The organism is Bartonella acomydis (assembly GCF_039543025.1).
GTDB classification, from domain to species: domain Bacteria; phylum Pseudomonadota; class Alphaproteobacteria; order Rhizobiales; family Rhizobiaceae; genus Bartonella; species Bartonella acomydis.
On the sequence record NZ_BAABIY010000002.1, the window covers coordinates 38,511 to 64,920 of the forward strand.

25 protein-coding genes and 1 tRNA gene are annotated in these 26,410 nt (G+C 34.8%); 16 read left to right on the forward strand and 10 right to left on the reverse strand.

The window, feature by feature from the left end; all coding sequences use genetic code 11:
* Positions 1 to 173: 173 nt before the first annotated feature.
* The 4 genes from ABD909_RS00655 to ttcA all read left to right on the forward strand — a co-directional run bounded on the left by ABD909_RS00655 (position 174) and on the right by ttcA (position 3,766).
* Positions 174 to 1,010, forward strand: coding sequence for an RNA methyltransferase (locus ABD909_RS00655; RefSeq protein ID WP_345096017.1), 837 nt, complete (start codon positions 174 to 176; stop codon positions 1,008 to 1,010).
* A complete protein-coding gene (gene murI / locus ABD909_RS00660; protein WP_345096018.1) occupies positions 1,003 to 1,815 on the forward strand; it encodes a glutamate racemase in 813 nt (270 codons plus the stop codon). The genes ABD909_RS00655 and murI overlap by 8 nt, the downstream gene beginning before the upstream one ends.
* Before the next feature lie 182 nt (positions 1,816 to 1,997).
* Positions 1,998 to 2,615, forward strand: coding sequence for a 30S ribosomal protein S4 (gene rpsD, locus ABD909_RS00665; RefSeq protein ID WP_345096019.1), 618 nt, complete (start codon positions 1,998 to 2,000; stop codon positions 2,613 to 2,615).
* Positions 2,616 to 2,887: 272 nt separating this feature from the next.
* Positions 2,888 to 3,766, forward strand: a complete 879-nt coding sequence (gene ttcA, locus ABD909_RS00670) for a tRNA 2-thiocytidine(32) synthetase TtcA (protein ID WP_345096020.1) — start codon at positions 2,888 to 2,890, stop codon at positions 3,764 to 3,766.
* 40 nt (positions 3,767 to 3,806) lie between these two features.
* On the opposite strand, the gene rimO is transcribed toward ttcA, so the two are convergent.
* Together rimO and lexA are read right to left on the reverse strand one after the other, a co-directional pair.
* On the reverse strand, positions 3,807 to 5,120 hold the full coding sequence (gene rimO / locus ABD909_RS00675; protein ID WP_345096021.1) for a 30S ribosomal protein S12 methylthiotransferase RimO: 1,314 nt from the start codon (positions 5,118 to 5,120) through the stop codon (positions 3,807 to 3,809).
* A 124-nt stretch (positions 5,121 to 5,244) separates the two neighbouring features.
* Positions 5,245 to 5,958 (reverse strand): transcriptional repressor LexA, encoded by a 714-nt coding sequence (lexA, locus tag ABD909_RS00680; protein ID WP_345096022.1) that lies wholly within the window; start codon positions 5,956 to 5,958, stop codon positions 5,245 to 5,247.
* Between the two features lie 903 nt (positions 5,959 to 6,861).
* On the opposite strand from lexA, the gene ABD909_RS00685 reads away from it, so the two are divergent.
* The 8 genes from ABD909_RS00685 to ABD909_RS00720 all read left to right on the forward strand — a co-directional run bounded on the left by ABD909_RS00685 (position 6,862) and on the right by ABD909_RS00720 (position 14,711).
* Positions 6,862 to 6,937: transfer RNA gene (locus ABD909_RS00685), tRNA-Lys, on the forward strand.
* Positions 6,938 to 7,400: 463 nt separating this feature from the next.
* Entirely contained in the window at positions 7,401 to 8,285 is an 885-nt protein-coding gene (locus ABD909_RS00690) for a septal ring lytic transglycosylase RlpA family protein (protein WP_345096023.1), read from the forward strand.
* Positions 8,286 to 8,606: 321 nt separating this feature from the next.
* Positions 8,607 to 9,770 (forward strand): D-alanyl-D-alanine carboxypeptidase family protein, encoded by a 1,164-nt coding sequence (locus tag ABD909_RS00695; protein ID WP_345096024.1) that lies wholly within the window; start codon positions 8,607 to 8,609, stop codon positions 9,768 to 9,770.
* A gap of 32 nt (positions 9,771 to 9,802) precedes the next feature.
* Positions 9,803 to 10,450 (forward strand): dTMP kinase, encoded by a 648-nt coding sequence (tmk, locus tag ABD909_RS00700; RefSeq protein ID WP_345096025.1) that lies wholly within the window; start codon positions 9,803 to 9,805, stop codon positions 10,448 to 10,450.
* Complete coding sequence (locus ABD909_RS00705; RefSeq protein WP_345096027.1) at positions 10,443 to 11,486, forward strand: DNA polymerase III subunit delta'; 1,044 nt, start codon at positions 10,443 to 10,445, stop codon at positions 11,484 to 11,486. The genes tmk and ABD909_RS00705 overlap by 8 nt, the downstream gene beginning before the upstream one ends.
* 76 nt (positions 11,487 to 11,562) lie before the next feature.
* A complete protein-coding gene (gene metG / locus ABD909_RS00710) occupies positions 11,563 to 13,122 on the forward strand; it encodes a methionine--tRNA ligase (protein WP_345096028.1) in 1,560 nt (519 codons plus the stop codon).
* A complete protein-coding gene (locus ABD909_RS00715) occupies positions 13,112 to 13,885 on the forward strand; it encodes a TatD family hydrolase (protein WP_345096029.1) in 774 nt (257 codons plus the stop codon). Before metG ends, ABD909_RS00715 begins: the two co-directional genes overlap by 11 nt.
* Before the next feature lie 10 nt (positions 13,886 to 13,895).
* Entirely contained in the window at positions 13,896 to 14,711 is an 816-nt protein-coding gene (locus ABD909_RS00720; RefSeq protein ID WP_345096030.1) for an MBL fold metallo-hydrolase, read from the forward strand.
* Between the two features lie 679 nt (positions 14,712 to 15,390).
* Here the strand turns inward: ABD909_RS00720 and ABD909_RS00725 are convergent.
* From ABD909_RS00725 to pcsA, 3 genes are read right to left on the reverse strand one after another with little or no spacing between them, the layout of a single operon-like run.
* Positions 15,391 to 15,798: a DUF6163 family protein gene (locus ABD909_RS00725; protein ID WP_345096031.1), complete on the reverse strand. Its 408-nt coding sequence runs from the start codon at positions 15,796 to 15,798 to the stop codon at positions 15,391 to 15,393.
* The gene (locus tag ABD909_RS00730) at positions 15,795 to 16,841 is read right to left on the reverse strand and encodes an enoyl-CoA hydratase/isomerase family protein (RefSeq protein WP_345096033.1); all 1,047 of its coding nucleotides are present in this window, start codon (positions 16,839 to 16,841) and stop codon (positions 15,795 to 15,797) included. Before ABD909_RS00730 ends, ABD909_RS00725 begins: the two co-directional genes overlap by 4 nt.
* Positions 16,842 to 16,875: 34 nt before the next feature.
* A complete protein-coding gene (gene pcsA, locus ABD909_RS00735; RefSeq protein ID WP_345096034.1) occupies positions 16,876 to 17,682 on the reverse strand; it encodes a phosphatidylcholine synthase in 807 nt (268 codons plus the stop codon).
* Positions 17,683 to 17,861: 179 nt separating this feature from the next.
* On the opposite strand from pcsA, the gene ABD909_RS00740 reads away from it, so the two are divergent.
* From ABD909_RS00740 to sodC, 4 genes are all read left to right on the forward strand, one after another.
* Entirely contained in the window at positions 17,862 to 19,061 is a 1,200-nt protein-coding gene (locus ABD909_RS00740; protein ID WP_345096035.1) for a UbiH/UbiF family hydroxylase, read from the forward strand.
* A 353-nt stretch (positions 19,062 to 19,414) separates the two neighbouring features.
* The gene (locus tag ABD909_RS00745) at positions 19,415 to 19,759 is read left to right on the forward strand and encodes a hypothetical protein (protein ID WP_345096036.1); all 345 of its coding nucleotides are present in this window, start codon (positions 19,415 to 19,417) and stop codon (positions 19,757 to 19,759) included.
* On the forward strand, positions 19,737 to 20,045 hold the full coding sequence (locus ABD909_RS00750; RefSeq protein WP_345096083.1) for a hypothetical protein: 309 nt from the start codon (positions 19,737 to 19,739) through the stop codon (positions 20,043 to 20,045). Before ABD909_RS00745 ends, ABD909_RS00750 begins: the two co-directional genes overlap by 23 nt.
* Before the next feature lie 195 nt (positions 20,046 to 20,240).
* Entirely contained in the window at positions 20,241 to 20,771 is a 531-nt protein-coding gene (gene sodC / locus ABD909_RS00755; protein WP_425547907.1) for a superoxide dismutase [Cu-Zn] SodC, read from the forward strand.
* A gap of 208 nt (positions 20,772 to 20,979) precedes the next feature.
* Here sodC and ABD909_RS00760 read toward each other — a convergent pair whose 3' ends face one another.
* From ABD909_RS00760 to sufB, 5 genes are all read right to left on the reverse strand, one after another.
* Positions 20,980 to 21,381 carry an SUF system Fe-S cluster assembly protein gene (locus ABD909_RS00760; RefSeq protein ID WP_345096037.1) on the reverse strand — a complete coding sequence of 134 codons (402 nt, stop codon included), beginning with the start codon at positions 21,379 to 21,381 and terminating at the stop codon, positions 20,980 to 20,982.
* Positions 21,374 to 22,618 carry a cysteine desulfurase gene (locus ABD909_RS00765; RefSeq protein WP_345096038.1) on the reverse strand — a complete coding sequence of 415 codons (1,245 nt, stop codon included), beginning with the start codon at positions 22,616 to 22,618 and terminating at the stop codon, positions 21,374 to 21,376. Before ABD909_RS00765 ends, ABD909_RS00760 begins: the two co-directional genes overlap by 8 nt.
* Positions 22,619 to 22,626: 8 nt before the next feature.
* Positions 22,627 to 23,892, reverse strand: a complete 1,266-nt coding sequence (sufD, locus tag ABD909_RS00770) for a Fe-S cluster assembly protein SufD (RefSeq protein WP_345096039.1) — start codon at positions 23,890 to 23,892, stop codon at positions 22,627 to 22,629.
* An 11-nt stretch (positions 23,893 to 23,903) separates the two neighbouring features.
* A complete protein-coding gene (gene sufC / locus ABD909_RS00775; protein WP_345096086.1) occupies positions 23,904 to 24,659 on the reverse strand; it encodes a Fe-S cluster assembly ATPase SufC in 756 nt (251 codons plus the stop codon).
* Positions 24,660 to 24,802: 143 nt separating this feature from the next.
* Positions 24,803 to 26,314: a Fe-S cluster assembly protein SufB gene (gene sufB, locus ABD909_RS00780; RefSeq protein WP_345096041.1), complete on the reverse strand. Its 1,512-nt coding sequence runs from the start codon at positions 26,312 to 26,314 to the stop codon at positions 24,803 to 24,805.
* Positions 26,315 to 26,410: the final 96 nt, after the last annotated feature.

Below are 26,410 nucleotides of genomic sequence, written 5' to 3' on the forward strand. Positions count from 1 at the left end.
TTTTTGCTTGCACAATTTATTATTAATCATCTTCATCATACAATTTGAATAAAAAGATAATATTGGCTGTAATGTGTTACGAAGCAGGTTATTTCTTGAAATATTCTCTTTAAAAGATTGTGCTCAACAAAAATCAGCTATAGGAGCGTAATACATAGAATTAGGTAGAATTGATGGCTGGAACCAATAAGAATCGTAAAAATTTAACTGAAGGTCCAATTATTATTTTAGTCGAACCACAACTGCCCGAGAATATTGGTATGGTAGCAAGGGCGATGGCAAACTTTGGACTTTCTAAACTTCGATTAGTGAAGCCTCGAGAAATATTTCCAAATGAAAAAGCCAGAGCAGCGGCGAGTAAAGCAGATCATGTCATTAATGGTACTGTCGTTTTTGATACATTGCGTGAAGCGATTGCTGATTTGCATTATGTTTTTGCCACAACAGCACGTGAAAGATGCGGCTTTAAAACCGTAAAAAGTGCTGTTGAGGCAGCAAAAATATTACGTCAGCGTGAGGGTATTGGACATAAAACGGGTATTTTATTTGGAAGAGAAAGGTGGGGGTTAGAAAATGATGAAATCAGTCTTGTTGATGAAATCATTACTTTTCCAGTTAATCCTGCTTTTGCCTCCCTTAATATTGCGCAAGCGGTTTTGCTGATGTCTTACGAATGGATGAAGTCAGGTTTGGAAAATGTGAGCGATACGGCTTTTCGTGCTGTAGAGATGGAGCCAGCCAATAAAGAAACATTTCATGGTTTTTTATCTCAATTAGAGGATGCTTTGGATATTCGTGGGTATTTTAGACCACGAGAACGCAAAGAAGTGATGCTTGCAAATCTGCGTTCTGTTTTTACACGTGCTCATTTTGGTGAATCTGAGATTCGCTTACTACGGGGCGTTATCTCTTCATTGGATCATTTTTCTCCTCAATTACCGCGAGGAAGTGGGGCACCCGTAGATCGTGAACGTAAAAAATTAAAAACAAATGGAAAAACTGATGGATAAACGGCCTATTCTTTTTTTTGATAGTGGCATTGGCGGTTTAACAGTGTTAAGAGAAGTACGCATTCTTATTCCTGAAATGCAATTTATTTATGTTGCTGATGATGCGGGATTTCCTTATGGAAATTGGGAAGAAAATATCCTAAAAGATCGAATTTTAAAGGTCTTTACAAATCTTTTAAAGCTTTATAAGCCTGCTTTATGTGTCATCGCATGCAATACCGTTTCTACACTGATGATGACAGATTTACGAGAAAAATTCCCCCATACTCTTTTTGTAGGAACAGTTCCTGCAATTAAATTAGCCGCTGAACAAACCAAATCTGGTTTTATTTCAGTATTAGCCACTCCTGGAACAGTTAAGCGTACTTATACGCATGAATTAATCAATTCTTTTGCTGCTCAATGTCATGTTCAGCTTGTTGGCAGTGAAAAACTTGCCGGATTTGCTGAAGATTATTTGCGTGGAAAGCCTGTAGATTTGAAAGAATTACGTCATGAAATTCTTCCCTGCTTTGTCGAGAAAAATGGCAAATATACTGATATTATTGTCTTAGCTTGTACGCATTATCCTTTTTTGCTTAGCTTTTTTCGTGAACAAGCTTTATGGCCTGTTGAATGGATTGATCCGGCAAAAGCTATCGCCAAACACACAAGGTCATTATTACCAGAAAGAGTGCGTTCCAAAAGCATAAAAAAACATAAAGATTTTGCTGTATTTACATCGCAAAATATAACTTCTTCAACGGCGCATTTGTTAAAAGGATTTTACTTAAATATCATGAAAGGAGTTGACTTTGGGATTTAAGATCAATAAAAGTGCTTGTGGCTTTTTTTCTTAAGAAAATGGCATTAATTGACGTGTCCCGTGGATAGTTTTGCCTATCATTATGTAAAAGTATCCTGTCAGTCTTTACATCCAAAGGCAGAGGAGGGCGCGTTTCCTTGAGATCTTCTAAGATCTTGTCTTTTATTTTTAAAGGAAATGCGATGAGTAAACGCGAAACAACGAAATATAAAATTGACCGCCGTATGGGAGAAAATATTTGGGGGCGTCCAAAATCTCCTGTTAATCGTCGTGATTATGGTCCAGGTCAGCATGGACAACGCCGTAAAGGAAAGCTTTCTGATTATGGTGTGCAATTACGTGCTAAGCAGAAATTAAAAGGATTTTACGGTGATATTTCGGAAAAGCAATTCCGTAAAACTTATGAAGAAGCTGCTCGCCGGCGTGGTGATACTGGTGAAAATCTCATCGGACTTTTGGAATCGCGTTTGGATGCTGTTGTCTATCGCGCTAAATTTGTGCCAACAATCTTTGCTTCTCGCCAATTTATCAATCATGGGCATGTTAATGTGAACGGGCGGCGCACAAATATTCAATCATATCGTTGTAAACCAGGTGATGTTATTGAAGTTCGTGAAAAATCAAAACAGCTTGTTTTGGTCCTAGAATCTGTGCAGTTAGCAGAACGTGATGTCCCTGAATATATTGAAGCAGATCATAAACAAATGAAAGCAACGTTTTCCCGTGTTCCTGCTTTTGCGGATGTTCCTTATGCTGTGCAAATGGAACCGAATTTGGTTGTTGAGTTTTATTCCCGTTAAATTTTCTATGGAGGTATGTTGCTCTTTTTTGTTTTAGTATATGCTCAAAAGTGGCGCATCGCTTTATAGTTTTTAAAGTTAACAAATAGCCTTTATGAATGGTGCTATATCAAGTTTATTGTTATATGTAGCAATATGACTTGTGTAGCTCCATTTCTTTTTTATTTATCTTATTTTATAGGTGCGCTGAGTATCTTTTAAAGCTGTATGATGTCTGTTGTTGTCTCTGTTATTCTTGCAGAAAGCTACTTATTGTGCAGGATTATGCTATTATGGATAATATTTCAGTCGAATATCAAACAATGGAAGAGAATGGTAAAAAGACAGCTTCTTTGCTGAGAGGAATTAATGATTGTCATCCGATTTTTCGGGATGCTCCTTCGACTGTAGAATTTCATAAACTACGTAAACGGCTTTTACGTCATGTGCGGCAAGCATTGGATGATTTTTCTATGCTTTCCTCAGGAAAAAAATGGCTTATTGCTTTATCGGGTGGCAAGGATTCTTATGGTTTGCTTGCACTTCTTTTAGACTTAAAATGGCGTGGTCTTTTACCTGTTGAAATTTTGGCTTGTAATCTTGATCAAGGACAACCAGGTTTTCCAAAACACATTCTTCCAGATTTTTTAAATTCTTATCAAATTCCATATCGCATTGAATATGAGGATACTTATTCTATTGTTACGGATAAATTAGTGGAAACACAAACTTATTGTTCACTTTGTTCTCGATTGCGGCGCGGTAATTTGTATCGTATAGCACGTGAAGAGGGATGTTCTGCATTAGTTCTTGGACATCATCGTGATGATGTTTTAGAAACGTTTTTTATGAATTTATTCCATGGTGGTCGATTAGCAGCTATGCCTGGAAAGCTTATAAATAACGAAGGAGATCTTTTTGTTTTGCGTCCTCTCGTTTATGCTGCTGAGGAAGATATGGAAAAATTTTCACAAGCAATGCAGTTTCCTATTATTCCTTGCAATCTTTGTGGTAGTCAAGATGGTTTACAACGCAATGCAATGAAAAAAATGCTAAAAGATATTGAAAAAAGAATGCCAGGACGTAAAGATACCATGATTCGCGCTTTAGCAAATATCCGCTTAAGTCATTTGCTCGATAAAAAAAGTTTTGATTTTGCAAACTTATTATAAAGCTGAATTATGGAGCATAGTGAAATCTTAAATTTTATCTTTAAACAGCAATCCCATAAAGGTCATAAGCATCTGATTTTTCAATTTTGACTGTAACAAATTCACCAACACGAAGTGGTCGTCGTGATGATATGTGTACAACACCATCTATTTCTGGAGCATCATATTGGCTACGGCCTTTAGCAATTTTTCCTTGACTTTCATCGATCAAAACTTGGAGTCTTTTTCCGATTTTCTTCTTTAAAAGCTGTGTAGAAATTTGTTGTTGTTTTGCCATAAAGCGATGCCAGCGACTTTCTTTTACTTCTTCAGAAATATTTTCTAGTCCTAAATCATTGGCGACAGCACCTTTGATTCCTTCATATTTAAAACATCCCGCGCGTTCAATTTTTACTTCTTCTAGCCATTCAAGAAGTATATTAAAATCTTCATTTGTTTCGCCTGGAAAGCCAACAATAAATGTTGATCGTAAAGCGAGATCTGGACAAATTGCTCTCCACTTTTCAATTCTACGATTTGTTTTTTCCATAAGAGCAGGACGTTTCATATTGCGTAAAACAGTTGGTGATGCATGTTGAAAAGGTATATCCAGGTAAGGGAGAATTTTTTTTGCCGCCATAAGCTCAATAACTTCATCTACATGAGGATAAGGATAAACATAATGCATGCGTATCCAAATGCCCATATCACCAAGTTCACGGCAAAGATCAAAAAATTTTGCTTTTACACTGCGGTCTTTCCAAGGACTTTCAAGATATTTAAGATCAATACCATAAGCACTGGTGTCTTGTGAGATAACTAGGAGCTCTTTTACACCAGCTTTTACAAGCTTTTCAGCTTCGCGAAGAACATCATCGACAGGGCGTGAAATAAGATCACCACGTAGAGTAGGGATAATACAAAAACTACATCGATTAGAACAACCTTCAGAAATTTTTAAGTAAGCATAATGGCGAGGTGTTAAACGAATACCTTGTGGAGGAACTAAATCGATAAATGGATCATGAATAGGAGGAATTGCTGTATGAACAGCTTCTATAACACTTTCGTAATCCTGTGGTCCTGTAATAGCTAATATATTAGGATGGTTTTGGCGAATAACATCAGGATCCGCACCAAGACAACCAGTCACAATAACTTTACCATTTTCTTTGAGTGCTTTATCAATATTGGTTAATGATTCATTTCGAGCAGAATCAAGAAAACCACAAGTATTTACAACAACAACATCAGCACCTTGATGTTTCCGTGAAATTTCATAACCTTCAGACCGCAGTCTTGTAATAATTCGTTCAGAATCTACCAATGCTTTTGGACATCCCAGAGAAACGAAACTAATACGAGGTGCTGTCATGATAATCCTGCAACTTTATAATTATTAAATTTTCATTTGCTGTTTTTAATTCATTAAAAATAAAAATGCTCTTTATCTTTGACACATATGCAATATAAATTACCATAAAGCTATTTTTTTATTTTTAATATTTGCGAATGAGTCCAATCAGTTTACCCTGTATCTGTATACGTTCAGATCCATATATCCGCGTTTCATAATGAGGGTTTGCTGCTTCTAATGCAATGAAAGCGCCTTTGCGTCGATAACGTTTTAAAGTTACTTCTTTGTCATCAATGAATACAATAACAATTTCACCTGATGTTGCTGTGCTCTGACGTTTGACAATAATAATATCCTTATCAAAAATACCAGCTTCGATCATAGAATCATCTCTAACTTCTAATGCATAATGCTCGCCTAAATTAATCATATCTGGTGGTAAGGAGAGGGAGCCTGTTTGTTGCAATATAGTGGAAATGGGCATATTTGCTGCAATACGCCCCATAATAGGAATAGTGACATTTTTTGTTTTTTCTTCCTCAAAATTATCAAGATCATTGAAGTTTTTTGATATTTTTCTTTTATTTTTCTCTATCATATTGGGAGAAATTTTACGCGCTAAAGAAAGATTAAATGTTATTTTATCAGGAAGTCGAATCACCTCTACTGCACGGGCACGATTTGGCAAACGACGTATAAAGCCCCGTTGTTCTAGGGCTATCATGAGCTTATGAATGCCAGATTTTGAAGAAAGCTCTAATGCTATTTTCATTTCATCAAAGGAAGGAGGAATACCAGTTGCTTTCATATGATTATGAATAAACAACAGTAGTTCATATTGTTTACATGTTAGCATTCAATATTCCCATCAAAAGAACAAAAAATGAAGAAAAGAAAATATATGTGCTTATAATTATGCTGTAATTTTATAAGATAAAATAAAAATATTTATTTCTTATTTATTTTATAAATTTTATTTTATCTATATTAAAAATATTTTTACTATATTGTATTGCATATACAAATATTAACACACGTGAGAAATAAAATTTAAAAACATATTTTTTCTCTCTTTCATAAGACGTATTAACCTAAAATAAATTATGTCACCTATTGAAAGAAAGATTCTTGAAAAAAATTAGCTATTTCATAATTTTACCATACAGAGCTCAAGTAAACGATATTTTGCTTATTTGGTCAGAAAAGCTAGCGTATTGCATATTATTCCACGATAATTATTTAAAAAAATATTGAGTGACAATTTTATTGTCAGGAGTGATATTTTCAATTTGTATTAAACTTTTCCGATTTATCTTTGCTTTGTTTTCCTTATAATAATGAGATTTTCCAATATGCACTTATTGTCCATTAGAAAAGTTGCACTCATATATATTTTTAGTAAGATGTGCTGCCTATCTTTCAGCTAATATATTTTTTCTTTTGCCCTATGTATTAAACTCAACAATGGAGCATATCGCTGTTTTCTTCGGTGTTGTGATTAACCATATTTACCGTTTTTATAATATGCATGTTTTCGTATTTTAAAAGTTATAATGTATTTTATGTCTAAATTTTTCTTTTTATTCGAACTTAAAATGGAGAAAAAAAGATTGTATCCACAGTGATCGAGAAAGGAGAAAGGCCAGAAAAGTATTGATAACTAAACCGAATAATAATATTTTTTGCAAAAGGTGTTGACCAAATGAAAAGTCAACCGTATGTTCCTCTCACTTTCTACAGAGCAGAATAGCTTTTGTGGGAGCGCGTAGCTCAGTTGGTAGAGCAACTGACTTTTAATCAGTAGGTCCAGGGTTCGAATCCCTGCGCGCTCACCAACTCTAAATAAGATCAATGAATTTCTACAAAAGTTTTAGGAATTTTTGTTGCTTTGGTTCTTTAAATTTACTTTTCTGTACGCTCCGAACCTTTTTAAGTTTTTTATTGATTTTATGCTAAGCGTTTTCTATTAGCATTTTCGATTAAAGTGACCTCATGGGGTTATGATTGTTTTCTCATAATCAAAATAACTGGCCAATCATTATAGAAAATATCCTTTATTTATAAAATATTGATTTCTTTATTTTTTTAATTTATTTACCCTTTCCATGACAGAGATATATTTTTGTGGAAATGTAAAAATATTAACGATATATTAATTTCTTGATAAATGGTTAATTTTAAGGCTATTATGTATACGTGAGGGGAATCATCTAAAAATGTGAATTTCCTTATCGTATACAGAAGGTGCGATGTGATTTTTTGCAGTAAATACTCAATTAAAAATAAGCGGGCTGGCAAATGCTTTTAAATAGCAAAAAGAAATTTACTTCTATTTTTAATTCAACATTTCAATTTCTTTCTGTAGTCGTTGTATCCCAGTTATTGGTGTCTTGCTGCGCAAGCCAAACCGCACACTTTATCATAAAAAGTTTTTATAACAAGAAAGCGATTGATGACGCGCAAACTGCTGTTCTTCCTAAAAAAAATCCAAGTGAGCAAAATCAATTAAGAGAAAAGAAAAAAAAGGGACGAGCTATTGTCGGTAAACCTTACCAAATAAAAGGGAAGTGGTATTATCCCCGAAATGATCCAACCTATCAACGTATTGGAGAAGCATCATGGTATGGTTCAGATTTTCATGGACGTTTAACCGCAAACGGTGAGGTTTATGATATGAATCTTTTGACCGCTGCACACCCCACAATGCCTTTACCAAGTTATGCTCGTGTTACGAATCTAAAAAATGGTTCTTCACTCATTGTTAGAGTAAATGATCGTGGTCCTTTTATGAAAGATAGAATCATTGATTTATCAAAACAAGCTGCGGAAATACTTGGTTATGCAAATGCAGGTGTAGCAAATGTTAAAGTGGAATATATTTCTGAAGCACCTGTTGGTTATTATGATGCTGCCTATTTAATGGCTTCTTACACGTCAGGGAATAACACGTCATCCTCACTCACCTTGGCAGATATTTCGAAAGAAAAAGAAGATATCGTACTAAAGAAATTTGTTACAAATAGTCAGGAACAGTCAGGAGAGGCCGTTATTGCACAAAAACGGTCTTATAAAAATCTTTCAGTAACATTGCCAGAAAACGGTCCAGTTTTGCTTAATAAGCCGACGGTATTTGAGCAAGTTGCTTTAATTAATAAGTTAACTAAAAAAATAACAGTTAACTGATTACAGTTATTTAAAAAAGTAATATTTGTTTCTGATCATCTATAAGTTAAGATTATAGATGATCAGGATTTGTCATTATAATAAGCTCTTCATTACAAACAAAAAAATGAAATTATTTCTTATTCTGAAATAAGGTAATGCTCTACTTAATATTAAAATATGAAAAATGAACAAGAAAGTGTATTGGTTTTTGTGATAATACTGAAGCAAAATAGAAACCTATTTTAATTTCACGATGTGATTCTTAGTCGGAAAAAAACAAGTCTTTTCTTGTATAAGAAGATTCTTTATGCTGTTTCTTCAAATATGGGAGGAGCGGTTATGCACACGGTCTTAAGGGTTGTATTCACCTTAGTTTGGATGTTGATATTAGACGAGTGGGGGAGAGCGCAGAACTTTCAAAATTCTGCATCGCAATTGCTGTTACTTGATAATAACACAGATACAATACTTTTTGAAAAACAAAGTGATATTCCTTTTTTCCCGGCTTCGTTAACAAAATTGATGACCGCTGAAGTCATATTTCATCAATTAAAAGAAGGTGTGTTAAGCAGTACACAAAAATTCAAGGTTAGTGAAAATGCTTGGCGCAAAGGTGGAGCTCCTTCTGGTACAACGACTATGTTTGCTAAAGTAAAGACAGAAATTAGTATTTCTGATCTTTTGCGTGGTTTAATTATTGTTAATGGGAATGATGCAGCTATTATCCTTGCTGAAGGCATAGCGGGAAGTGAGGCTAATTTCGCAAAACTGATGAATCAGAGAGCCAAAATACTCGGATTATCACATAGTCATTTTGTTAATGCAACGGGGCTTCCTGAAGAAGGACAATTTATAACATTGCGCGATATGATCATATTAGCGCGTCATATTGTTCATGAATATCCCGATTATTATACGCTTTACAGCGAGCCTCATTTTACTTGGAATCATATTTTTCAACGGAACAAAAATCCTCTTATTTTTAAAGAAATTGGTGTAGAAGGATTTGCTTTTGGCTATAGTAAAGATGAAGGTTTTTCAATGGTTGTTTCTGTTTATCAAAATCATCGGCGTCTTTTTTTAGCAATAAATGGTTTGCAAAATGGTAAAGGACATACAACAGAAATAGAACGCATCCTTCAATGGGGAATGAGAGCTTTTGTTCTTAAAACGATCTTCACACAAGGACAAACTATTGGCTATGCTTCTGTTTATGGTGGAAAGCAAAATTCTGTTGCTGTTATTGTTAAAGAGCCTATAAATCTTATGCTTTCGAATGAAAAAAAAATAAATATTAAAGCGAAAATTAAATATCATGGCCCATTAAAAGCTCCCATCATTTTAGGACAACCGATAGGTGTTCTTCAGATTTTAGAAGATAAAAAGATTCTTCTCGAAAAAACAGTTTTTGCTGGAAACAAAGTTCAGAAAGGAAGCTTCTTTGTAAAAGTAAAAAACGTACTCTATGAGATAACAATTGGCTGGTTACGAAAATATTTGTAGTGTGTGCTCACAATAAGGGTTGAGGTTTATACGTGTCAGGTTATTTTATTACATTTGAAGGAGGGGAGGGTGCAGGAAAAACAACGCAAATTTCCTTACTCGCTCAGTATCTTTCTAGCAAAGGTTACGAGGTTATTACAACACGAGAACCGGGAGGAACAGAAGGTGCTGAAGTAATACGCTATATTTTGTTGTCGGGTAAGGCCCAACAGTATGGGCCATTTGTTGAAGCGGCCTTATTTACAGCTGCACGTGCTGACCATGTTAACAAAATTATTATACCAGCGATGCAAAAAGGCAAAGTCATTTTATGTGATCGCTTTGTTGATTCTACGCGTGTTTATCAAGGACTCAACAATAGGGTAGATTCTTCTATTCTTACCCTTTTAGAATCTATTGCTCTCAATGGCATAAAACCTCATCTAACATTTTTATTAGATATACCAGCAACATATGGTATGGAACGTGCAAAAATACGAAGAAACAAAGCAGAAACAATTGATCATTTTGAAAAAGATAATTTAGAGATTCAAGAGCAAAGGCGACAAGCTTTCTTGCAATTAGCAAAACAAGAACCGCATAGATTCCGAGTAATTGATGCTACAGCTACAGTAGAAATTATTGCACAGAAAATAAAAAGATTTGTCAGCAGCTTATTATTGGATCAAGCTCATGAATGATGTAAGTGTTTTACAGCAATATGACCATATTGATACAATTTTATCACCTTCACAAAATAATGTGATCTTTGGCCATGAGGATACTCGTCATTTTTTGGCGCAAATGCGAGAAGAGGGGCGTTTACATCATGCATTATTATTTGAAGGAAAATATGGAATTGGAAAAGCCACATTGGCATTTCATTTTGCTTGGAATATTCTAAGTTCTCAAAAGGGCAATTTTTTGCAGCCGGAGCATAATTCCATTACATGGCACCAAATTACGCAGGGCTGTCATCCTGGCCTTTTACACATTTCACGTTGTTTTGATTTAAAAACACAAAAATTTAAAACAGGTATACTCATTGATGATATCCGCGATGTGATGCATTTTTTAAACCAAACTGCGCAAGATAATGGATGGCGTATCGTTATCATTGATCCTGCCGAAGATATGAATAGAAGTGCGGCTAATGCAATTCTTAAAATGCTTGAAGAACCTCCTGCAAAGACTTTGTTTATTATTATTACGCATTCTCCGGGAAAACTACTCCCAACCATTCGTTCACGATGCCAAAAGATTTCTTTGCGACCATTACATGATAATGAGATGAAACAAGTCATTACGCATATTTTTTCAAATCGGGATTTGCCCGATGATGAAACCATTGAAATGATTATTAAGAGATCCAAAGGAAGTCCTCGAAAAGCTGCTTTACTTATGTGCCATGGTGGCTTTGAAATTATTAAAACCATTGAGACTTTTTTAGAACAGTCTGTTTGTAATCTTGATGTTGTGCATACTCTTGCACAAACACTTTCAGCCCTTTCTTCTACACTCCAGTTTCAACAATTTTGTGATGAAATTCTTGATAAAATTCAAAAAAAAGCTATCATGTTTGCTGAAAGAGGAGAGTTAGCTTTCTCAAAGAAATGTGCGCAAGCGTGGCAAAAGATTCATCAAGATATAGGGGAAATGCAATCATTTAATCTTGATAAAAAGCAATTTATTATTAACTTGCTTTTGAGAGTTCATAAAATCATTCACAACGGGTAAGCTTTTTCCGTGACAATGTGATGAACAGGCGTTATGCCAGTGTATCTTTTTTATTGCGTTTCACAATGAGTATGACATGCGTGACACATATTACATAACAACTCCAATTTTTTATCCTAATGGCACTCCACATATTGGGCATGCTTATAGTGCAATTACAAGTGATGTTTTGGCTCGTTTTCAACGATTAGATGGGAAAAATGTATTTTTTCTCTCTGGCACGGATGAGCACGGCTTAAAGATGCAACAAACAGCAACAGCGTTGAGTATGACAGCTCAGCAACTTGCAGATCGTAATAGTGCTGTGTTTCAAAAAATGCTCGCGGTCTTAAATTGTTCTAACGATGATTTCATTCGTACAACAGAAGAGCGTCACTATAAAGCCTGCCAAAAAATTTGGAAAAGGATGGAAGCGAATGGCGATATTTATCTTGGCCGTTATACTGGCTGGTATTCAGTTCGCCAAGAAGCCTATTATGAAGAAAAAGATACTGTAGTTGGTGAAAATAACATTCGATACGAAAAAGAATTAGGTTCTCCTGTTGAATGGAATGAAGAGGAAAGTTATTTCTTTAAGCTTTCACGTTATGAAAAAGCTCTTCTTGAACATTATGAAAAATACCCTGATTTTGTTGCTCCTCTTGAGCGGCGTAACGAAGTCATCAGTTTTATTAAATCAGGTTTAAAAGATATTTCTATTTCGCGAGCAAATTTTAATTGGGGTGTTGCTGTTCCAAATAATCCAAAGCATATAATGTATGTTTGGGTTGATGCGCTTACAAATTATTTATCAGCTATTGGTTTTTTTGATGAAAATTCAGAAAAACGTGATTTTTGGCCTGCAAATACGCATATTATTGGTAAAGATATTCTTCGTTTTCATGCGGTTTATTGGCCAGCATTTTTAATGTCTGCTGGAATTGAATTGCCTCAACATATTTTTGCGCATGGTTTTTTGCTCAATCGCGGAGCAAAAATGTCAAAATCCATTGGAAATGTCGTTGATCCTTTTGAAATGATTGACCATTATGGCCTTGATCAGTTTCGTTATTTTCTGCTTCGTGAAGTGCCATTTGGACAAGATGGCAATTATAGTCATGATGGTTTTGTCAATCGCATTAATGCAGATCTTGCTAATGATCTTGGTAATTTAGCTCAGCGTTCTTTGTCTATGATTGCCAAAAATTGCCAAGCAAAAGTTCCTCAATCTGGAACTTTTTTAATTCAAGATAAGCAGCTTTTGGAACAATCTCTTCAAACGCTTGAGCTTGTACGCCAAGCCATGTCTTCTCATGGGTTGCATTTAGCGCTTTCAACTATTTTTTCACTGATAGCAGACGCCAATCGCTATTTTGCTAGCGAAGAACCTTGGAGTTTACGGAAAAATAGTCCAGAAAGATTCGCTACAGTTCTTTATATAACGGTAGAAATTTTGCGGCGTATAGGAATTATGCTTTTACCTTTCATACCACAGTCAGCAACCAAGCTTCTCGATAGCCTTGCGATTTCTGAAAACAAGAGGTTATTGTACCATATAAGTCATACAAAAATTCAAGAGGGTCTTGATCTTCCGCCACCAGAACCAATCTTTCCTCGTTATATCTTAAAAAAAGATGAGACATATCATGCTGATTGATACACATTGCCATCTTGATTTTGAAGATTTTTCACAAGATTTAGATGGTGTAGTCCAGCGGGCTTTAGAGGTTGATGTTGAACGTATAATAACAATTTCTACACATGTCCGTAAATTAGATAAACTTTTAGCAATTGCACAAACTTATGAGCAAGTATTTTGTTCTGTTGGCACGCATCCCAATCATGCCCATGAAGAACAAAATATTACAGCTAAAGAGCTTATTCATCTCTCAAAGCATGCTAAAATTGTTGCCTTTGGGGAAGTTGGTCTTGATTATCATTATGATTATTCTTTACCTGAAGAACAAAAAAAGGTTTTTCAAGAACATATTATTGCCTCTCGAGAAACACAGCTTCCTCTTGTTATACATTCACGCAATGCCGATTCAGATATGGAAAAAATATTACGTGAGCAAATAAAAGAAGGAGCTTTTCCATTTGTCCTTCATTGTTATTCATCTGGGATGCAACTTGCTCGTGCTGGCATTGAACTTGGTGGTTATATTTCTTTTTCAGGGATTTTGACTTTTAAAAATGCGCTTGAAATTCGCGAGATAGCAAAAATTGTACCTCATGAGCATCTATTGGTGGAAACAGATGCACCATTTTTAGCTCCTGTTCCTCATCGAGGCAAAACAAATGAGCCATCTTTTATATGTTATACGGCAGCTATTTTGGCTGAAACAATTGGTTTAAGCATTGAAGAGATTGCTCAGATTACAACGAATAATGCTTTTCGTTTATTTAGCAAAATGAAATAAGGCAAAGGCTATGTTTGATCGATATCGATTCACAATATTAGGCTGTGGTCCCTCTCCAGGCGTACCTCGCCCTGATGGTGACTGGGGAGCTTGTGATCCCAACAATCCTAAAAATGAACGCTATAGAAGCTCTTTGTTAATTGAACGCATTAAACCATCAGGAAAAAAAACAACAGTTGTTATTGACACTGGTCCAGATTTTAGATCACAAATGATCAATGCTCACGTAAACCATCTTGATGCTGCACTTTACACGCATTCTCATGCAGATCATATTCACGGTATTGATGATTTGCGTAGTTATGCACTTGCACAAAAATGTTTAATAGATATCTATGCGGATATATTCACTCTAAAACATTTAAAAAATGCCTTTGGATATTGTTTTCAAACACCAAAAGATTCCTCTTATTCACCCATTTTAAAAGCACATCTCATCAATGGAGATAGCCAATTTATCATTCAAGGGCAGGGTGGAGCAATAATTGTTAATACACTTTTACAATGTCACGGTAATATTCATTCTTTAGGTTTTCGTATTGGTAATGTTGCCTACTGTACAGATGTGAGTAAATTTCCCGAAAAAACATTAGCAAAACTTATGGATTTGGACGTTCTCATTATTGAAGCACTTCAATTTGAAAAACACCCAAGCCACTTTTCCGTTGATCAAGCATTACAATGGATAGAATACTTACAGCCAAAACAAGCAATCCTTACACATATGGATAGATCGCTTGATTACAATAAGGTGGTAAATTATGTTCCACCATATGTTAAGCCTGCATATCAAGGACTTATCTTTGAAACAGACATAAAAGTTTAATATCAATATTTTTTCTTGACTAAGAACTTCTCTAAAATTCTCGGCTTTCTTTTGTATTCTTTTTGCAAAATATGGCTTTTTTATATCTAAAATGAGGTTTTTATGTATAGATATTTTAAGCTTATAATATGTATTGTGGTTTTAGCAACTTTCTTGTCAGGATGTGGGGGCGCTTAGAAAAAAATATCTCTGTTACAACATGATAGTGCGATGAATTTAGCGCTGATATTCAACGAGAGAGTTTTATGCTAATAAAGAGTAAATTGATGATACAGTGATGCTGTTTTGAGTGATCTCGCACGTATGAAACATTGTCAATTACCACAGTAATTTTTTATTGGTTGTATCAAATTGTATTTTTGTTTTAAGTAAAATCACTTAAAATAAAATTTTTATATTATTCAAATAGGTAAAGTACTTCGTCTAATTTTTGCCATAATGTTGTTTTAATATAGAAATGTGCGGCATAAATCTGACTAAATAAAGGTCGTAATCGTATTGTCGCATAATATATATTATGGAACTAAAAGGAGGGTATATTATGGTGGCAATGTCAGTATGGGGTACGTTATCAACGTTAATATGGTTGTTTTCAATGCCTATAAAAAGTAATTGGGATTTTTGGTGGGTTCCTTTTATCTAGGAAATTAGGAAATTAAGATTGATCGGGTTAGTTATTCTAACCCGAAAATCTAATAAGTCTTTTAATTTTTAATCTTTGTATAATTTTTAGTGTCACAAAAATTATAAATAATATTCCATGAGATAGTGGTAAAAAGGATTGGTCATTAGAATAATAAATCGTTAATGTTTCTGTAAATACTGCAATGCACCATAAAACAATCCCCCATAGCGAATACATCCAGAGGCCAATTAAGGCGATAGGATAAACAATAGCTAATGTAGCGGATGCAAATTGCCAATGCCATGGCATAAGATCAAAACGCCATAAAGCACCGGGTAATATACCAACAAGACGTACCCAATAAAAAATGCTTAAGCTCAAGCAAATGAGCGCTAAAAACCGCAAATAACAATTATAAATTAATGTGATTTTTGAAATTTGTTTTTGAGGATTATTTTTCAAAATAATAATTCCTTTTCAACAGGTTGGAAATAAGTCTCTATCATTGCATCGGTTACATTTGAAAGTTTATTTGGCTGCCATTTCGGTGTTTTATCCTTATCAATTAACATTGCGCGTATACCTTCATAGAAATCATGTGAATTAATCATATGATGTGCAATGCGGTTTTCCATTTTCATACATTCTTCCAAAGTTTGGTATGGATTTTGTTTCATTTGTTTCCAGATAACTTTTAAACTTGTTGGAGAACGTGATTGCAAGATATCATAACATTCTTTAGCAAATAAGACACCTTCTTTGCTTTTTTCATAGAGCAGTTCAAGGCATTTCTCTAACGTATGGGCAGCAAAACACGCTTTGATAACACAACGTGTTTCATAACTTGTTTCATAGTCTTTTCTGATTGCTCGCGCATCTAAAGCTAATTTAGGATCTCCTTGCTCAATAATAGCTTTTCTAATGGAGGCTAATTCAATTTCAGGAACCGCATGTGTAGCTAAGCCTAAATTTAAACAATCACCCCATTTTATGTGTGCACCAGTCAACGCAAGATAAATGCCAAAGTGATTGGGAAGAGAGGGTAAAAAAAAGCTTGCACCAACATCTGGAAAAAATCCAATAGCACCCTCTGGCATAGCAAAGGATGTATTTTCTGTAACAATTCTATGTGAACCGTATAGAGAAATACCTACCCCTCCTCCCATACAAATACCATTCAAAAAAGAAATATAGGGTTTGGAAAAATGTTTAATATAAGCATTTAAGCGATATTCATCACTAAAATATTGATAAGAGGAAGCTTTTTTTTTCATATGGTAGATTTCTACAATATCTCCACCAGCACAAAAAGCACGTCCCTCTCCTTCAACTAAGACGCAAGAAATATCATCATCTGTTTCCCATGTACTGAGAGCTTTTTTTAAAGCAAAAACCATTCGTCCATTAAGGGCGTTTAATGCTGAAGGGCGTGTCAATTTTATAATACCAGCATGCCCTTTCTTTGTAAAAGAAATGTCATCACCTGCCCCAAAGTCAATTTGCATATTATCCCCGTTTTAAAACATCTAACTTATTATTTTATTTATGCTTTTTTATCCCTAACTGGGGGAATAGTTGCATGATAGCACCAATACAATAAATGTAAATTCCTGTAATTGAGATTCCTATCTTAACCCAAGACGGTGCATTCAGTTTGTAAAAAAATGCAGCAACACCAAAAAAACACCATAAGAGAAAAATTGGAAAATTAAGTTTGCGCAAACGGATAACTCTTACTGGATGGATAAAATAAATTGGTAAAAAAGATATAATTGCTGATAAGGCAATAATAGTAAAAATAATCCACTCTTTTGGCTTTACAACAAAAAGCATAAAAACCATCATATTCCAAACTACAGGAAATCCTTTAAAAAAGTTTTCTTTGGTTTTTATTCCAGTATCTGCGTAATAAATAGCTGAAGAAATAACAATGATAGCGCTCAATAAAAATGATAATCCTGAACTCATTAAACCACTTTGATAAAGCGCAAAAGCTGGAATTAAAACATAAGTGACATAATCAATAATATTATCTAAGAGCTCTCCAGACCATGTCGGAAGTACGTATTTAACATCAAGTTTGCGTGCAATTGGACCGTCTATACCATCAACGAGAAGTGCAAGTCCAAGCCAACAAAACATAGCAGTCCATTCTTTTTGAGATGCTGATATAAGAGAAAGAAATGCCAAAAACGAACCTGAAGCTGTTAGTAAATGAACGGAAAAGGCCTTTGCTTGTGGCATTGTTACTTTTTTGTGGCGCAAGAGTTCAGCATTTGTTTTGATTTTTTTTGTTAGCTTACGTTTCAAAGTTTTCTTACCCTCGTCTTTAAAGTTTTTATCCATTTATCAACACACTGTTTTACCTATGGTATAATTTATCGTCAAAAAAATCACAAAAAAGTTACTTTTTTATATCGCATTACTGATTACATAATATAATAGAAAGGCTTCATACAATAAAAAGAGATTTATGATTTAGAAATGTTAAAATATTTTATAAACGAGAAAAGGTCTAGGCCATTGTGACATGTGAACAAAACGAATATAAAAATATTGCTGTCATTGGTGCTGGTCCAGTCGGTATGTTGTCAGCACTTTGTCTTGCACATCAGGGCTATTCTGTTTGTCTTATTGGCCCACCTCCCCATGTGGAAGAATTACGAACCACTGCTCTTATGATGCCAGCAGTGCGTACACTTGAAAAACTTAATATTTGGAACATTCTTAAAAGACATGCTGCAGCTTTATCTTTTATTAGAATCATAGATATCACCTCTAGAATTGTGCGTGCTCCTAGTGTGAATTTTTCTTCTGCTGAAATTGGTGAAAAGGCTTTTGGGTATAATATTCCTAATGTGGAGTTGAACAAGGCTTTAGTTGATTCTGTTACGCAGATGCCTAATATCACAAGATTTGTTTCTTTAGCAAAAGCTTTCAAACAGGAAAACAGTCATATACGTGTTACTCTTGCAGATGGTAGCGTTATTCAAACGCCGCTTGTCGTTGCTGCTGATGGGCGCCACTCTCTAGCACGAACAGCTGCGGGTATAGGTGCCAGACAGTGGAGTTATCCACAAAAAGCACTTGTTCTTAATTTTTCTCATGAGTTTTCTCATCAAAATACATCAACTGAATTTCATACAGAACATGGTCCATTTACACAGGTTCCATTATTAGGGAAAAGATCCAGCCTTGTATGGGTTGTTCATCCCTCTCGTGCTGACGAATTATTAAATATGAGGGAAAAAGAAATTACAAAAGTCATTGAAAGCCAAATGCAATCAATGCTTGGAACATTAATATTAGAAACATCGATTCAAGCTTGGCCTCTTTCAGGACTTATTTCTCATTGTTTTGCTGCTCATCGAACGATTTTAGTGGGTGAAGCAGCTCATGTTTTTCCTCCTATTGGAGCACAAGGATTAAATTTAGGATTTCGTGATGTGCAAACTTTAATTGATATTTTACCTAAAAAAATATCTGATTTTCACTCTAAAATAATTGTTGCAAAGTATAATAAATATCGTCGGTCTGATATATTAATCCGAAGTGGATCTGTTCATATTCTCAACTTTTCTTTACTTTCTAATATGTTGCCGATTCATATTATACGGAGTATGGGACTTGGCTTATTACGTCATTGTCCACCGTTACGTAATTTATTTATGCGAGAAGGGATCTATCCTGGTTACGGCTTCAAAGAAATTATGCAAATATTCTAATCCAACTTACCTACACAGCTCTATTGATATAGCAAAAATGGGTGACACTAATAGAGTTAAAACAATGAGCACAACTAAAAAGAATGTTAAGGAGACATTTCCATAGGTACTATAAAATAGCAAAAGCCCAGTATACTGATAAAAATACAAAATAAGGCTAGTATATAAATGATCTCATAAAATCCATAGTGGTAAGATATTTTACTTGATACTATCTTGTTCTTTAAGAGAATAAAAAACGATTTTAGTTCATCATTTCTTTATTAACTATAATATTTCAAATACTTATAGTCTTGGGAACTTGTTAGCAATACGAAAGTTAATAAAGTAGCGTTTCAACAGATGACAGCAAGATGAGATTAAGTAAGATTTTGAAATTCAGCATTTTTTTTATGATGATTATATGTCTCTCATCTATAGTTACGGCTTTAATAAGCAAGCTTTTTTATGCTCCCTATTGTCAAACTTCTGCATATAGCTTCACAAAGGACATTACTAAATCAGGACAAAACTCATTTACTGCTTCGCAAATTAAAAACTGTCTCGTGCAAAATGGCTTCGCAAATATTAAACGATTGCGTTTAGATGATACAGGTGTTTGGCGCGCTTTAGTAAAATTAAAAGAAAACCATTTTCTTATATCAGTTGATTATTCTGGGACAATTAGCATTCAAAATAAAAGAAAAAAATATGATTGATTTTAAAAATTATAGCAATATTGGTTCTCATAGCTGCAAGAAAAATTTTTTAAAAAGAGTCTATCATTCTCTTAAAGAGCCTGCTTTTATTGGAAGTTTAAATGGTACTATATCAGGGGCAATTGCAACCACTCTTGCAACTTATGGTTATATTGCTCTACCAGGACTCGGTCCAATTATCACAATGGGTATAGGTATAGCATTTTTCATTGGAATGATTATTGGTGCAATGATAGGATCAATAATAGGTATTTTAGTTGGTACATTTTACGCTTTTATTGCTTAAAAATCTGCTTTTTATTTAAAAGCTCCTCTTGAAAAAATATAGTAGAATTATAGCTATTAATTCATAAACTCCGTGTTTTGCAAATATGTTAAGAGAGTGTTTTTTCTTTTAACATATTTGGTTTATCGAGTGTAATACTGATTATATTTATATACTTCAAAATTTAAATTGTGATATTAATAAAGTGGAAAAACTGTGCTAAAAAAACTTATCTTTATATTGTTGTTATTATTAGCCAATTTTAATTATTATCCTACTGCATTAGCAAAATCTATTAAAGTAAGGATTTATGAGCTAGAAAAAGGCAATACACAAAAAGCTATTGGTATAATTAAAATTGAAGAAAACGCACATGGTGTAATTTTTACACCAAATTTGTTCAATTTACCGCAGGGATTGCACGGTTTTCATGTGCATGAAAATCCATCGTGTGGTATGAAAAATGGTGTATTAGGTGGTGCTGCAGGTGGACATTATGACCCTGCTCATACGAACAAACATCTTGGACCTTATAATATGAGTGGTCACTTAGGTGATTTACCTGAACTTTATGTAAATGATAAAGGGCAATCAACAATGAGTGTTCTTGCTCCGCGAATTAAAAAACTTTCGAACATTAAAGGACGCTCGCTTATAATTCATTTAGGAGGTGATAATCACTCAGATCAGCCATTACCACTTGGTGGAGGAGGTGCGCGTTTAGCATGTGGGATTATTGGAAAATAAACCTATAAGATTTATTTAAAGTCTGTTGATTTTTTTAAGTTAAAAAGCTGATTTCTATTTCTGATCTTTAAAATACTAAGAGCTAAATTTAGAATTTGAATTGGCGGATGAGTTTAACATAATAAAAAAATCTGTATTTTCATTAAAAATGAGAAATCAGCAGCAAATCTCTTCCACAAGAAGATAATCTTAAATCCCTTAACAACATTTAGTACCACCCAACAGCAATTTGCGCTTCTTCTGACATACATTCAGGTGTCCATGGTGGATCAAATGTCATGACTACTTCAACATGCGAAACACCTTCAACTGCACTTACAGCATTCTCCACCCAACTTGGCATTTCACCCGCAACAGGGCACCCAGGTGCCGTAAGTGTCATTTCAATCTTTACTGAACGATCATCTTCAATATCAATACGATAAATCAGTCCTAGTTCATAAATATCAGCAGGAATTTCTGGGTCATAAACTGTTTTGAGAGCAGCAATAATATCATCTGTCATACGATCAATTTCATCAGCTGGAATTGCTGATATGTTAGACTTTTCATTTTTCTTTACAGTTTCAACAGCTTTTGTAGAATGAGGCTCTTCAATTGATTTAGCCATTAAAAAATATCCTTGCTTTTTCTAATGCATCCACTAACTGGTCAATATCTTCATGATTACTGTACATAGCTAATGATGCACGACAAACAGATGTTAAACAAAAATGCTGTAATAAAGATTGCGCACAATGGGTCCCTGCACGTATCGCAACACCTTGTCGATCAACAAACATAGCAATATCATGGGCGTGAATACCAGCCATTTCAAAAGATATAATCGCACCTTTATCAGGAGAACGGCCATAAATACGCAGTGATTTAACCGTTTCAAGTCTTTCATGGGCATAAGATAAGAGTGCCCTTTCATGTGTATGAATAGCATTTCTATCTTTTTTTTGCATGTAATCAATAGCAGCAGCCAAGCCAACAGCTTCAACTATAGGAGGAGTCCCCGCTTCAAAGCGATGAGGGGGGGCATTATAAAAAACCTTATCAACGGTTACATCCTCAATCATTTCCCCTCCCCCTTGGAAAGGATGCATTTCTTCTAGCCTAGATTCCTTACCATAAAGGACGCCAATGCCTGTAGGACCATAAAGCTTATGACCTGTAAAGACATACCAGTCACAATCAAGATTTTGTACATCAACTGTTAAATGTACAGCTCCCTGAGAGCCATCAACAAGAACAGGAATAGCATTTTGATGTGAGAGCTTGATAACTTCTTTAATAGAAGGTATGGTTCCCAATACGTTCGACATATGCGTAATAGCAACAAGTTTTGTTCTATCATTTAAACTTTTTTGAAAATCTTCAATATGGAGAACACCATCCTCATCAACGGGCACGAAAACAAGCTTAACGCCTTTACGTTCACGAATAAAATGCCAAGGAATAATATTTGAGTGATGCTCCATAACAGTGAGAACAATTTCATCACCTTCCTTCAATTGAGGCATTCCCCAACCATAAGCAACGGTATTGATAGCTTCTGTCGCACTTTTTGTAAAAACAATTTCTCTCGCTGTTTGAGCATTTAAAAAGCCCCGAACTGTTTCACGAGCATCTTCATAACATTGTGTTGCTGCATTTGATAAAAAATATATTCCTCGATGCACATTTGCATAACGATATCGATAAAAATTATCCATCGCATCAAGTACAGATTGTGGTTTTTGAGCTGATGCTCCACTATCAAGATATGCCAACCGCTTGCCGTAAACATTATGTTGTAAAATAGGAAAATCACGGCGGATGTCTTCTACATTATAATTCAATATTTCTACGTTACTTTTCATTTTTTACCTTAAACATTTTTTTCTAACCATTTGCCAATGATATTTTTTAAAACAGTTTGGATATTATCTTGCTTAATGTCCTCAATGAGCTCAGAAATAAATCCGTTAATCAGAAGTGCACGAGCCGTTTTAAAAGGGATGCCGCGCGCCATAAGATAAAAAAGATAATCATGATTAATATTAGCAACTGTCGCACCGTGACCACATGCAACATCATCAGCAAAAATTTCTAGTTCAGGCTTTGCATAAAATTCTGCGTCATCTGAAAGAATAAGACTATTACAGGCCATACGCGCATCTGTTTTTTGAGCTTTTTGTGCAACGCGTATGATTCCTTGAAAAACGCCTACTGCTTTATCTGTAACCACATTGCGTATAATTTCAGTTGAAGTTGAGTTTTCTTCAACATGACGCACACTCATCGTAAGATCACTATGCGTTCCTCCTGATAATAAATTGATGACTCGCAATTGAAAGTCAGAGTCTTTTCCCTGCAACTCAACATCAATTTCCTGACGATTAAGTTGACTGCCTATGTTAATCACATAAAGTGATAATTTAGCTCCTTGACCAAGAACAGCACAAAATCGGCTAAACTGCGTGGAATTAAAACCACGATTACGAATAATGATCCATGTAACATCACTATAAGCGGCAACATGTAATGAAAATATCGAACTGACGAAAGTTTCTTTATCATTGCCAATCTGACGTTCAACAAATACAGCTTGACTGTTTTTATCAATTTTTATCTCTGAAAAAATATGAGATTGCCCTCCCCTTTGAATATTTTGTAATTCAATAGGAACATCTAAATTTGTATTTTCAGGGATATGAAAAAGCCAACCATTTGTGACAAACGCCGTATTTATTTGTCCGATAAAGTCTTCATGAGAAATGATGTGATCTATCTTTACAGAATTTTTTTCTAATGCATCTGCAAGCCGCTTTGTTGTTACATAGGCAATTTTTGATTGTTTATCTGTTTTTCCATTTTTAATAGAAAAAACAGCGCATTCTGAAAATAATGCTTTAACGGATTGCTCCTTATCATTGACTTCTGAAAAATCACTGATAGATTTCAATAATGTGCGTAGATTTGTGTAATGCCAATTTTCAATTTTACGGGAAGGAAGTCGTGCAGTTTGAAACAGTTCAATAGCTTTTTTGCGAACTATTTGTACTGTTTCATCACCAGGTAAATTGCTTATACATTGATTGAAGTGGTTGAGTATATCTTTTTCAACCGTTAACAATTCTTGTTGTGCATTCATATTCAATGACCTCAAGCCGCGTCACTGATAATATCAGCATAGCCATTTTGTTCTAAATAAAGCGCTAATGATTTATCTCCACTTTTAATAATACGTCCTTTATAAAGAACATGTACCGTATCAGGGACAATATAATTGAGGAGACGTTGGTAGTGGGTAATAACCAAAAATGAACGTATGGAATCCCGCAATTTATTAACACCTTCTGCAACAATTTTTAGCGCATCAATATCTAAACCAGAATCGGTTTCATCTAAAATACAAAGTTTGGGTTCAAAAAGTGCCATTTGTAAAATTTCAGCCCGTTTTTTCTCTCCACCTGAAAAACCTACATTTAATGGACGTTTGAGCATGTCCATATTGATTTCAAGTTTTGAAGAAGCCTCTTTAACATATTTTATAAATTCAGGAATTTTAAGCTCTTCTTCACCACGCGCCTTGCGTTGAGAATTCATGGCAACTTTTAAAAATTCCATTGTGGCCACTCCAGGTATTTCCATTGGATATTGAAATGCAAGAAAAACACCATATATGGCACGTTCTGCTGGATCCATTTCTAAAAGTGATTGTCCATTATAAAGAATGTCTCCTTCCGTGACTTCATAATCATCACGACCTGCAAGCAAATAAGACAGTGTCGATTTTCCAGCTCCATTTTGTCCCATAATAGCAGCAACTTCACCATCTTGAACAGTCAAGTTTAAACCACAAATAACTTCTGTATCGGTCCCAACAATACGGGCACGCAAATTCTTTATTTCTAACATCATTTAATCCTGTTCTGGCTGTTTTGTTGTCGGATACCAATGTGCATTTACCTTGCCTTCGTATCCATTTTTGTAATTATCATAGAGCCTATTCTTTGCTACTGTTATAGCCCTTTTGCATTAAATTTTTTATAAATAAAAAATTACCCAACACTACCCTCAAGACTAATACCAATCAGTTTTTGTGCTTCGACAGCAAATTCCATCGGAAGTTTTTGAATGACCTCTTTTACAAAACCATTCACAATTAATGCGATAGCTTCTTCTTCAGGAATTCCCCGCTGCATAACATAAAAAAGCTGTTCATCAGAAATTTTTGATGTTGTTGCTTCATGTTCAAATTGTGCTGTGGCATTTTTTGCTTCAATATAAGGTACTGTATGAGCACCACAATCATTGCCTATTAACAAACTATCACATTGCGTAAAGTTACGTGCATTTTGCGCTTTTCGATGCGCTGTAACTTGTCCGCGATAAGTATTGTTTGAAAAACCAGCAGAAATACCTTTAGAAACAATACGACTAGAAGTATTTTTTCCTAAATGAATCATTTTTGTACCAGAATCAATTTGTTGGTATCCATTTGCAATCGCAATAGAATAAAATTCCCCACGTGAGTTGTCACCACGGAGTAAACAAGATGGATATTTCCAAGTAATTGCTGAACCAGTTTCAACCTGTGTCCATAAAATTTTAGAATTATCGCCTCGGCAATCTCCACGCTTTGTTACAAAATTATAAATGCCTCCCTTACCATCCTTATCACCGGGATACCAATTTTGTACTGTAGAATATTTAATTTCTGCACCTTTGAGAGCTACAAGCTCAACGACAGCAGCATGAAGCTGATTTTCATCACGCTGGGGAGCTGTACATCCTTCAAGATAAGAAACATAGGAATCTTCATCTGCTATGATTAATGTCCGCTCAAATTGACCTGTATTGCGTTCATTAATCCTAAAGTAGGTTGAAAGTTCCATAGGACAACGAACTCCTTTGGGAATATAAACAAATGAACCATCTGTAAAGACAGCAGCATTTAAGGCAGCATAATAATTGTCTCCTACTGGCACAACTGTTCCTAAATATTGCTTAATAAGAGCAGAATGTTCGATAATTGCTTCTGAAATAGAGCAAAAAATAACTCCAGCACGTGCTAACTCTTTTTTAAATGTTGTTACAACAGAAACAGAGTCAAAGACCGCATCAACAGCTACCTGCCCTGATGCGTAAATACTCTCATCAAAAGTAGAGAGATCAGATTTTTTTCTCACACCTGCCAAAATTTCTTGTTCTTTGAGAGGGATGCCAAGTTTTTCATAAGTTGCCAATAACTCAGGATCTACTTCGTCTAAAGATTTTGGTCCTGTATGATTTTTAGGAGCAGCATAATAATGGAGTTCTTGAAAATCAATTTTAGGGTATTTAATACGTGCCCAATCAGGCACTTGCATTGTTAACCAACGGCGGAAAGCCTGCAAACGCCATGTTAACATCCATTCAGGTTCCTGTTTTTTGGCAGAAATAAATTTTATAATATCTTCATTTAAACCTTTTGGAGCTTTATCTGTTTCAATATTGGTTTCAAAACCATATTTATATTGATCAACATCTATCTCACGTACCTGGCGTATTGTTTCCTGCACTGCCGGCATTAGCTTTCTCCATTCTTTCGGCGTCAAGAACCGATGATTAAAAGTCTTGTTTATGATAAGACTAAAGCAGTAATTTGCTTTCTAAATTATATGTAA

Bases quoted from the DNA above. Each gene is read 5' to 3' on its own strand.
- ABD909_RS00745 (WP_345096036.1), top strand. From the start codon at position 19,415: ATGAGATTAAGTAAGATTTTGAAATTCAGCATTTTTTTTATGATGATT.
- sufC (WP_345096086.1), bottom strand. From the start codon at position 24,659: ATGTTAGAAATAAAGAATTTGCGTGCCCGTATTGTTGGGACCGATACA.
- sufB (WP_345096041.1), bottom strand. From the start codon at position 26,314: ATGCCGGCAGTGCAGGAAACAATACGCCAGGTACGTGAGATAGATGTT.
- ABD909_RS00730 (WP_345096033.1), bottom strand. From the start codon at position 16,841: ATGCAAATTGACTTTGGGGCAGGTGATGACATTTCTTTTACAAAGAAA.
- rpsD (WP_345096019.1), top strand. From the start codon at position 1,998: ATGAGTAAACGCGAAACAACGAAATATAAAATTGACCGCCGTATGGGA.
- ttcA (WP_345096020.1), top strand. From the start codon at position 2,888: ATGGATAATATTTCAGTCGAATATCAAACAATGGAAGAGAATGGTAAA.
- lexA (WP_345096022.1), bottom strand. From the start codon at position 5,958: ATGCTAACATGTAAACAATATGAACTACTGTTGTTTATTCATAATCAT.
- ABD909_RS00765 (WP_345096038.1), bottom strand. From the start codon at position 22,618: ATGAAAAGTAACGTAGAAATATTGAATTATAATGTAGAAGACATCCGC.
- rimO (WP_345096021.1), bottom strand. From the start codon at position 5,120: ATGACAGCACCTCGTATTAGTTTCGTTTCTCTGGGATGTCCAAAAGCA.
- murI (WP_345096018.1), top strand. From the start codon at position 1,003: ATGGATAAACGGCCTATTCTTTTTTTTGATAGTGGCATTGGCGGTTTA.
- pcsA (WP_345096034.1), bottom strand. From the start codon at position 17,682: ATGGATAAAAACTTTAAAGACGAGGGTAAGAAAACTTTGAAACGTAAG.
- ABD909_RS00695 (WP_345096024.1), top strand. From the start codon at position 8,607: ATGCACACGGTCTTAAGGGTTGTATTCACCTTAGTTTGGATGTTGATA.
- ABD909_RS00720 (WP_345096030.1), top strand. From the start codon at position 13,896: ATGTTTGATCGATATCGATTCACAATATTAGGCTGTGGTCCCTCTCCA.
- ABD909_RS00760 (WP_345096037.1), bottom strand. From the start codon at position 21,381: ATGGCTAAATCAATTGAAGAGCCTCATTCTACAAAAGCTGTTGAAACT.
- metG (WP_345096028.1), top strand. From the start codon at position 11,563: ATGCGTGACACATATTACATAACAACTCCAATTTTTTATCCTAATGGC.
- sufD (WP_345096039.1), bottom strand. From the start codon at position 23,892: ATGAATGCACAACAAGAATTGTTAACGGTTGAAAAAGATATACTCAAC.
- ABD909_RS00715 (WP_345096029.1), top strand. From the start codon at position 13,112: ATGCTGATTGATACACATTGCCATCTTGATTTTGAAGATTTTTCACAA.
- ABD909_RS00655 (WP_345096017.1), top strand. From the start codon at position 174: ATGGCTGGAACCAATAAGAATCGTAAAAATTTAACTGAAGGTCCAATT.
- ABD909_RS00705 (WP_345096027.1), top strand. From the start codon at position 10,443: ATGAATGATGTAAGTGTTTTACAGCAATATGACCATATTGATACAATT.
- ABD909_RS00690 (WP_345096023.1), top strand. From the start codon at position 7,401: ATGCTTTTAAATAGCAAAAAGAAATTTACTTCTATTTTTAATTCAACA.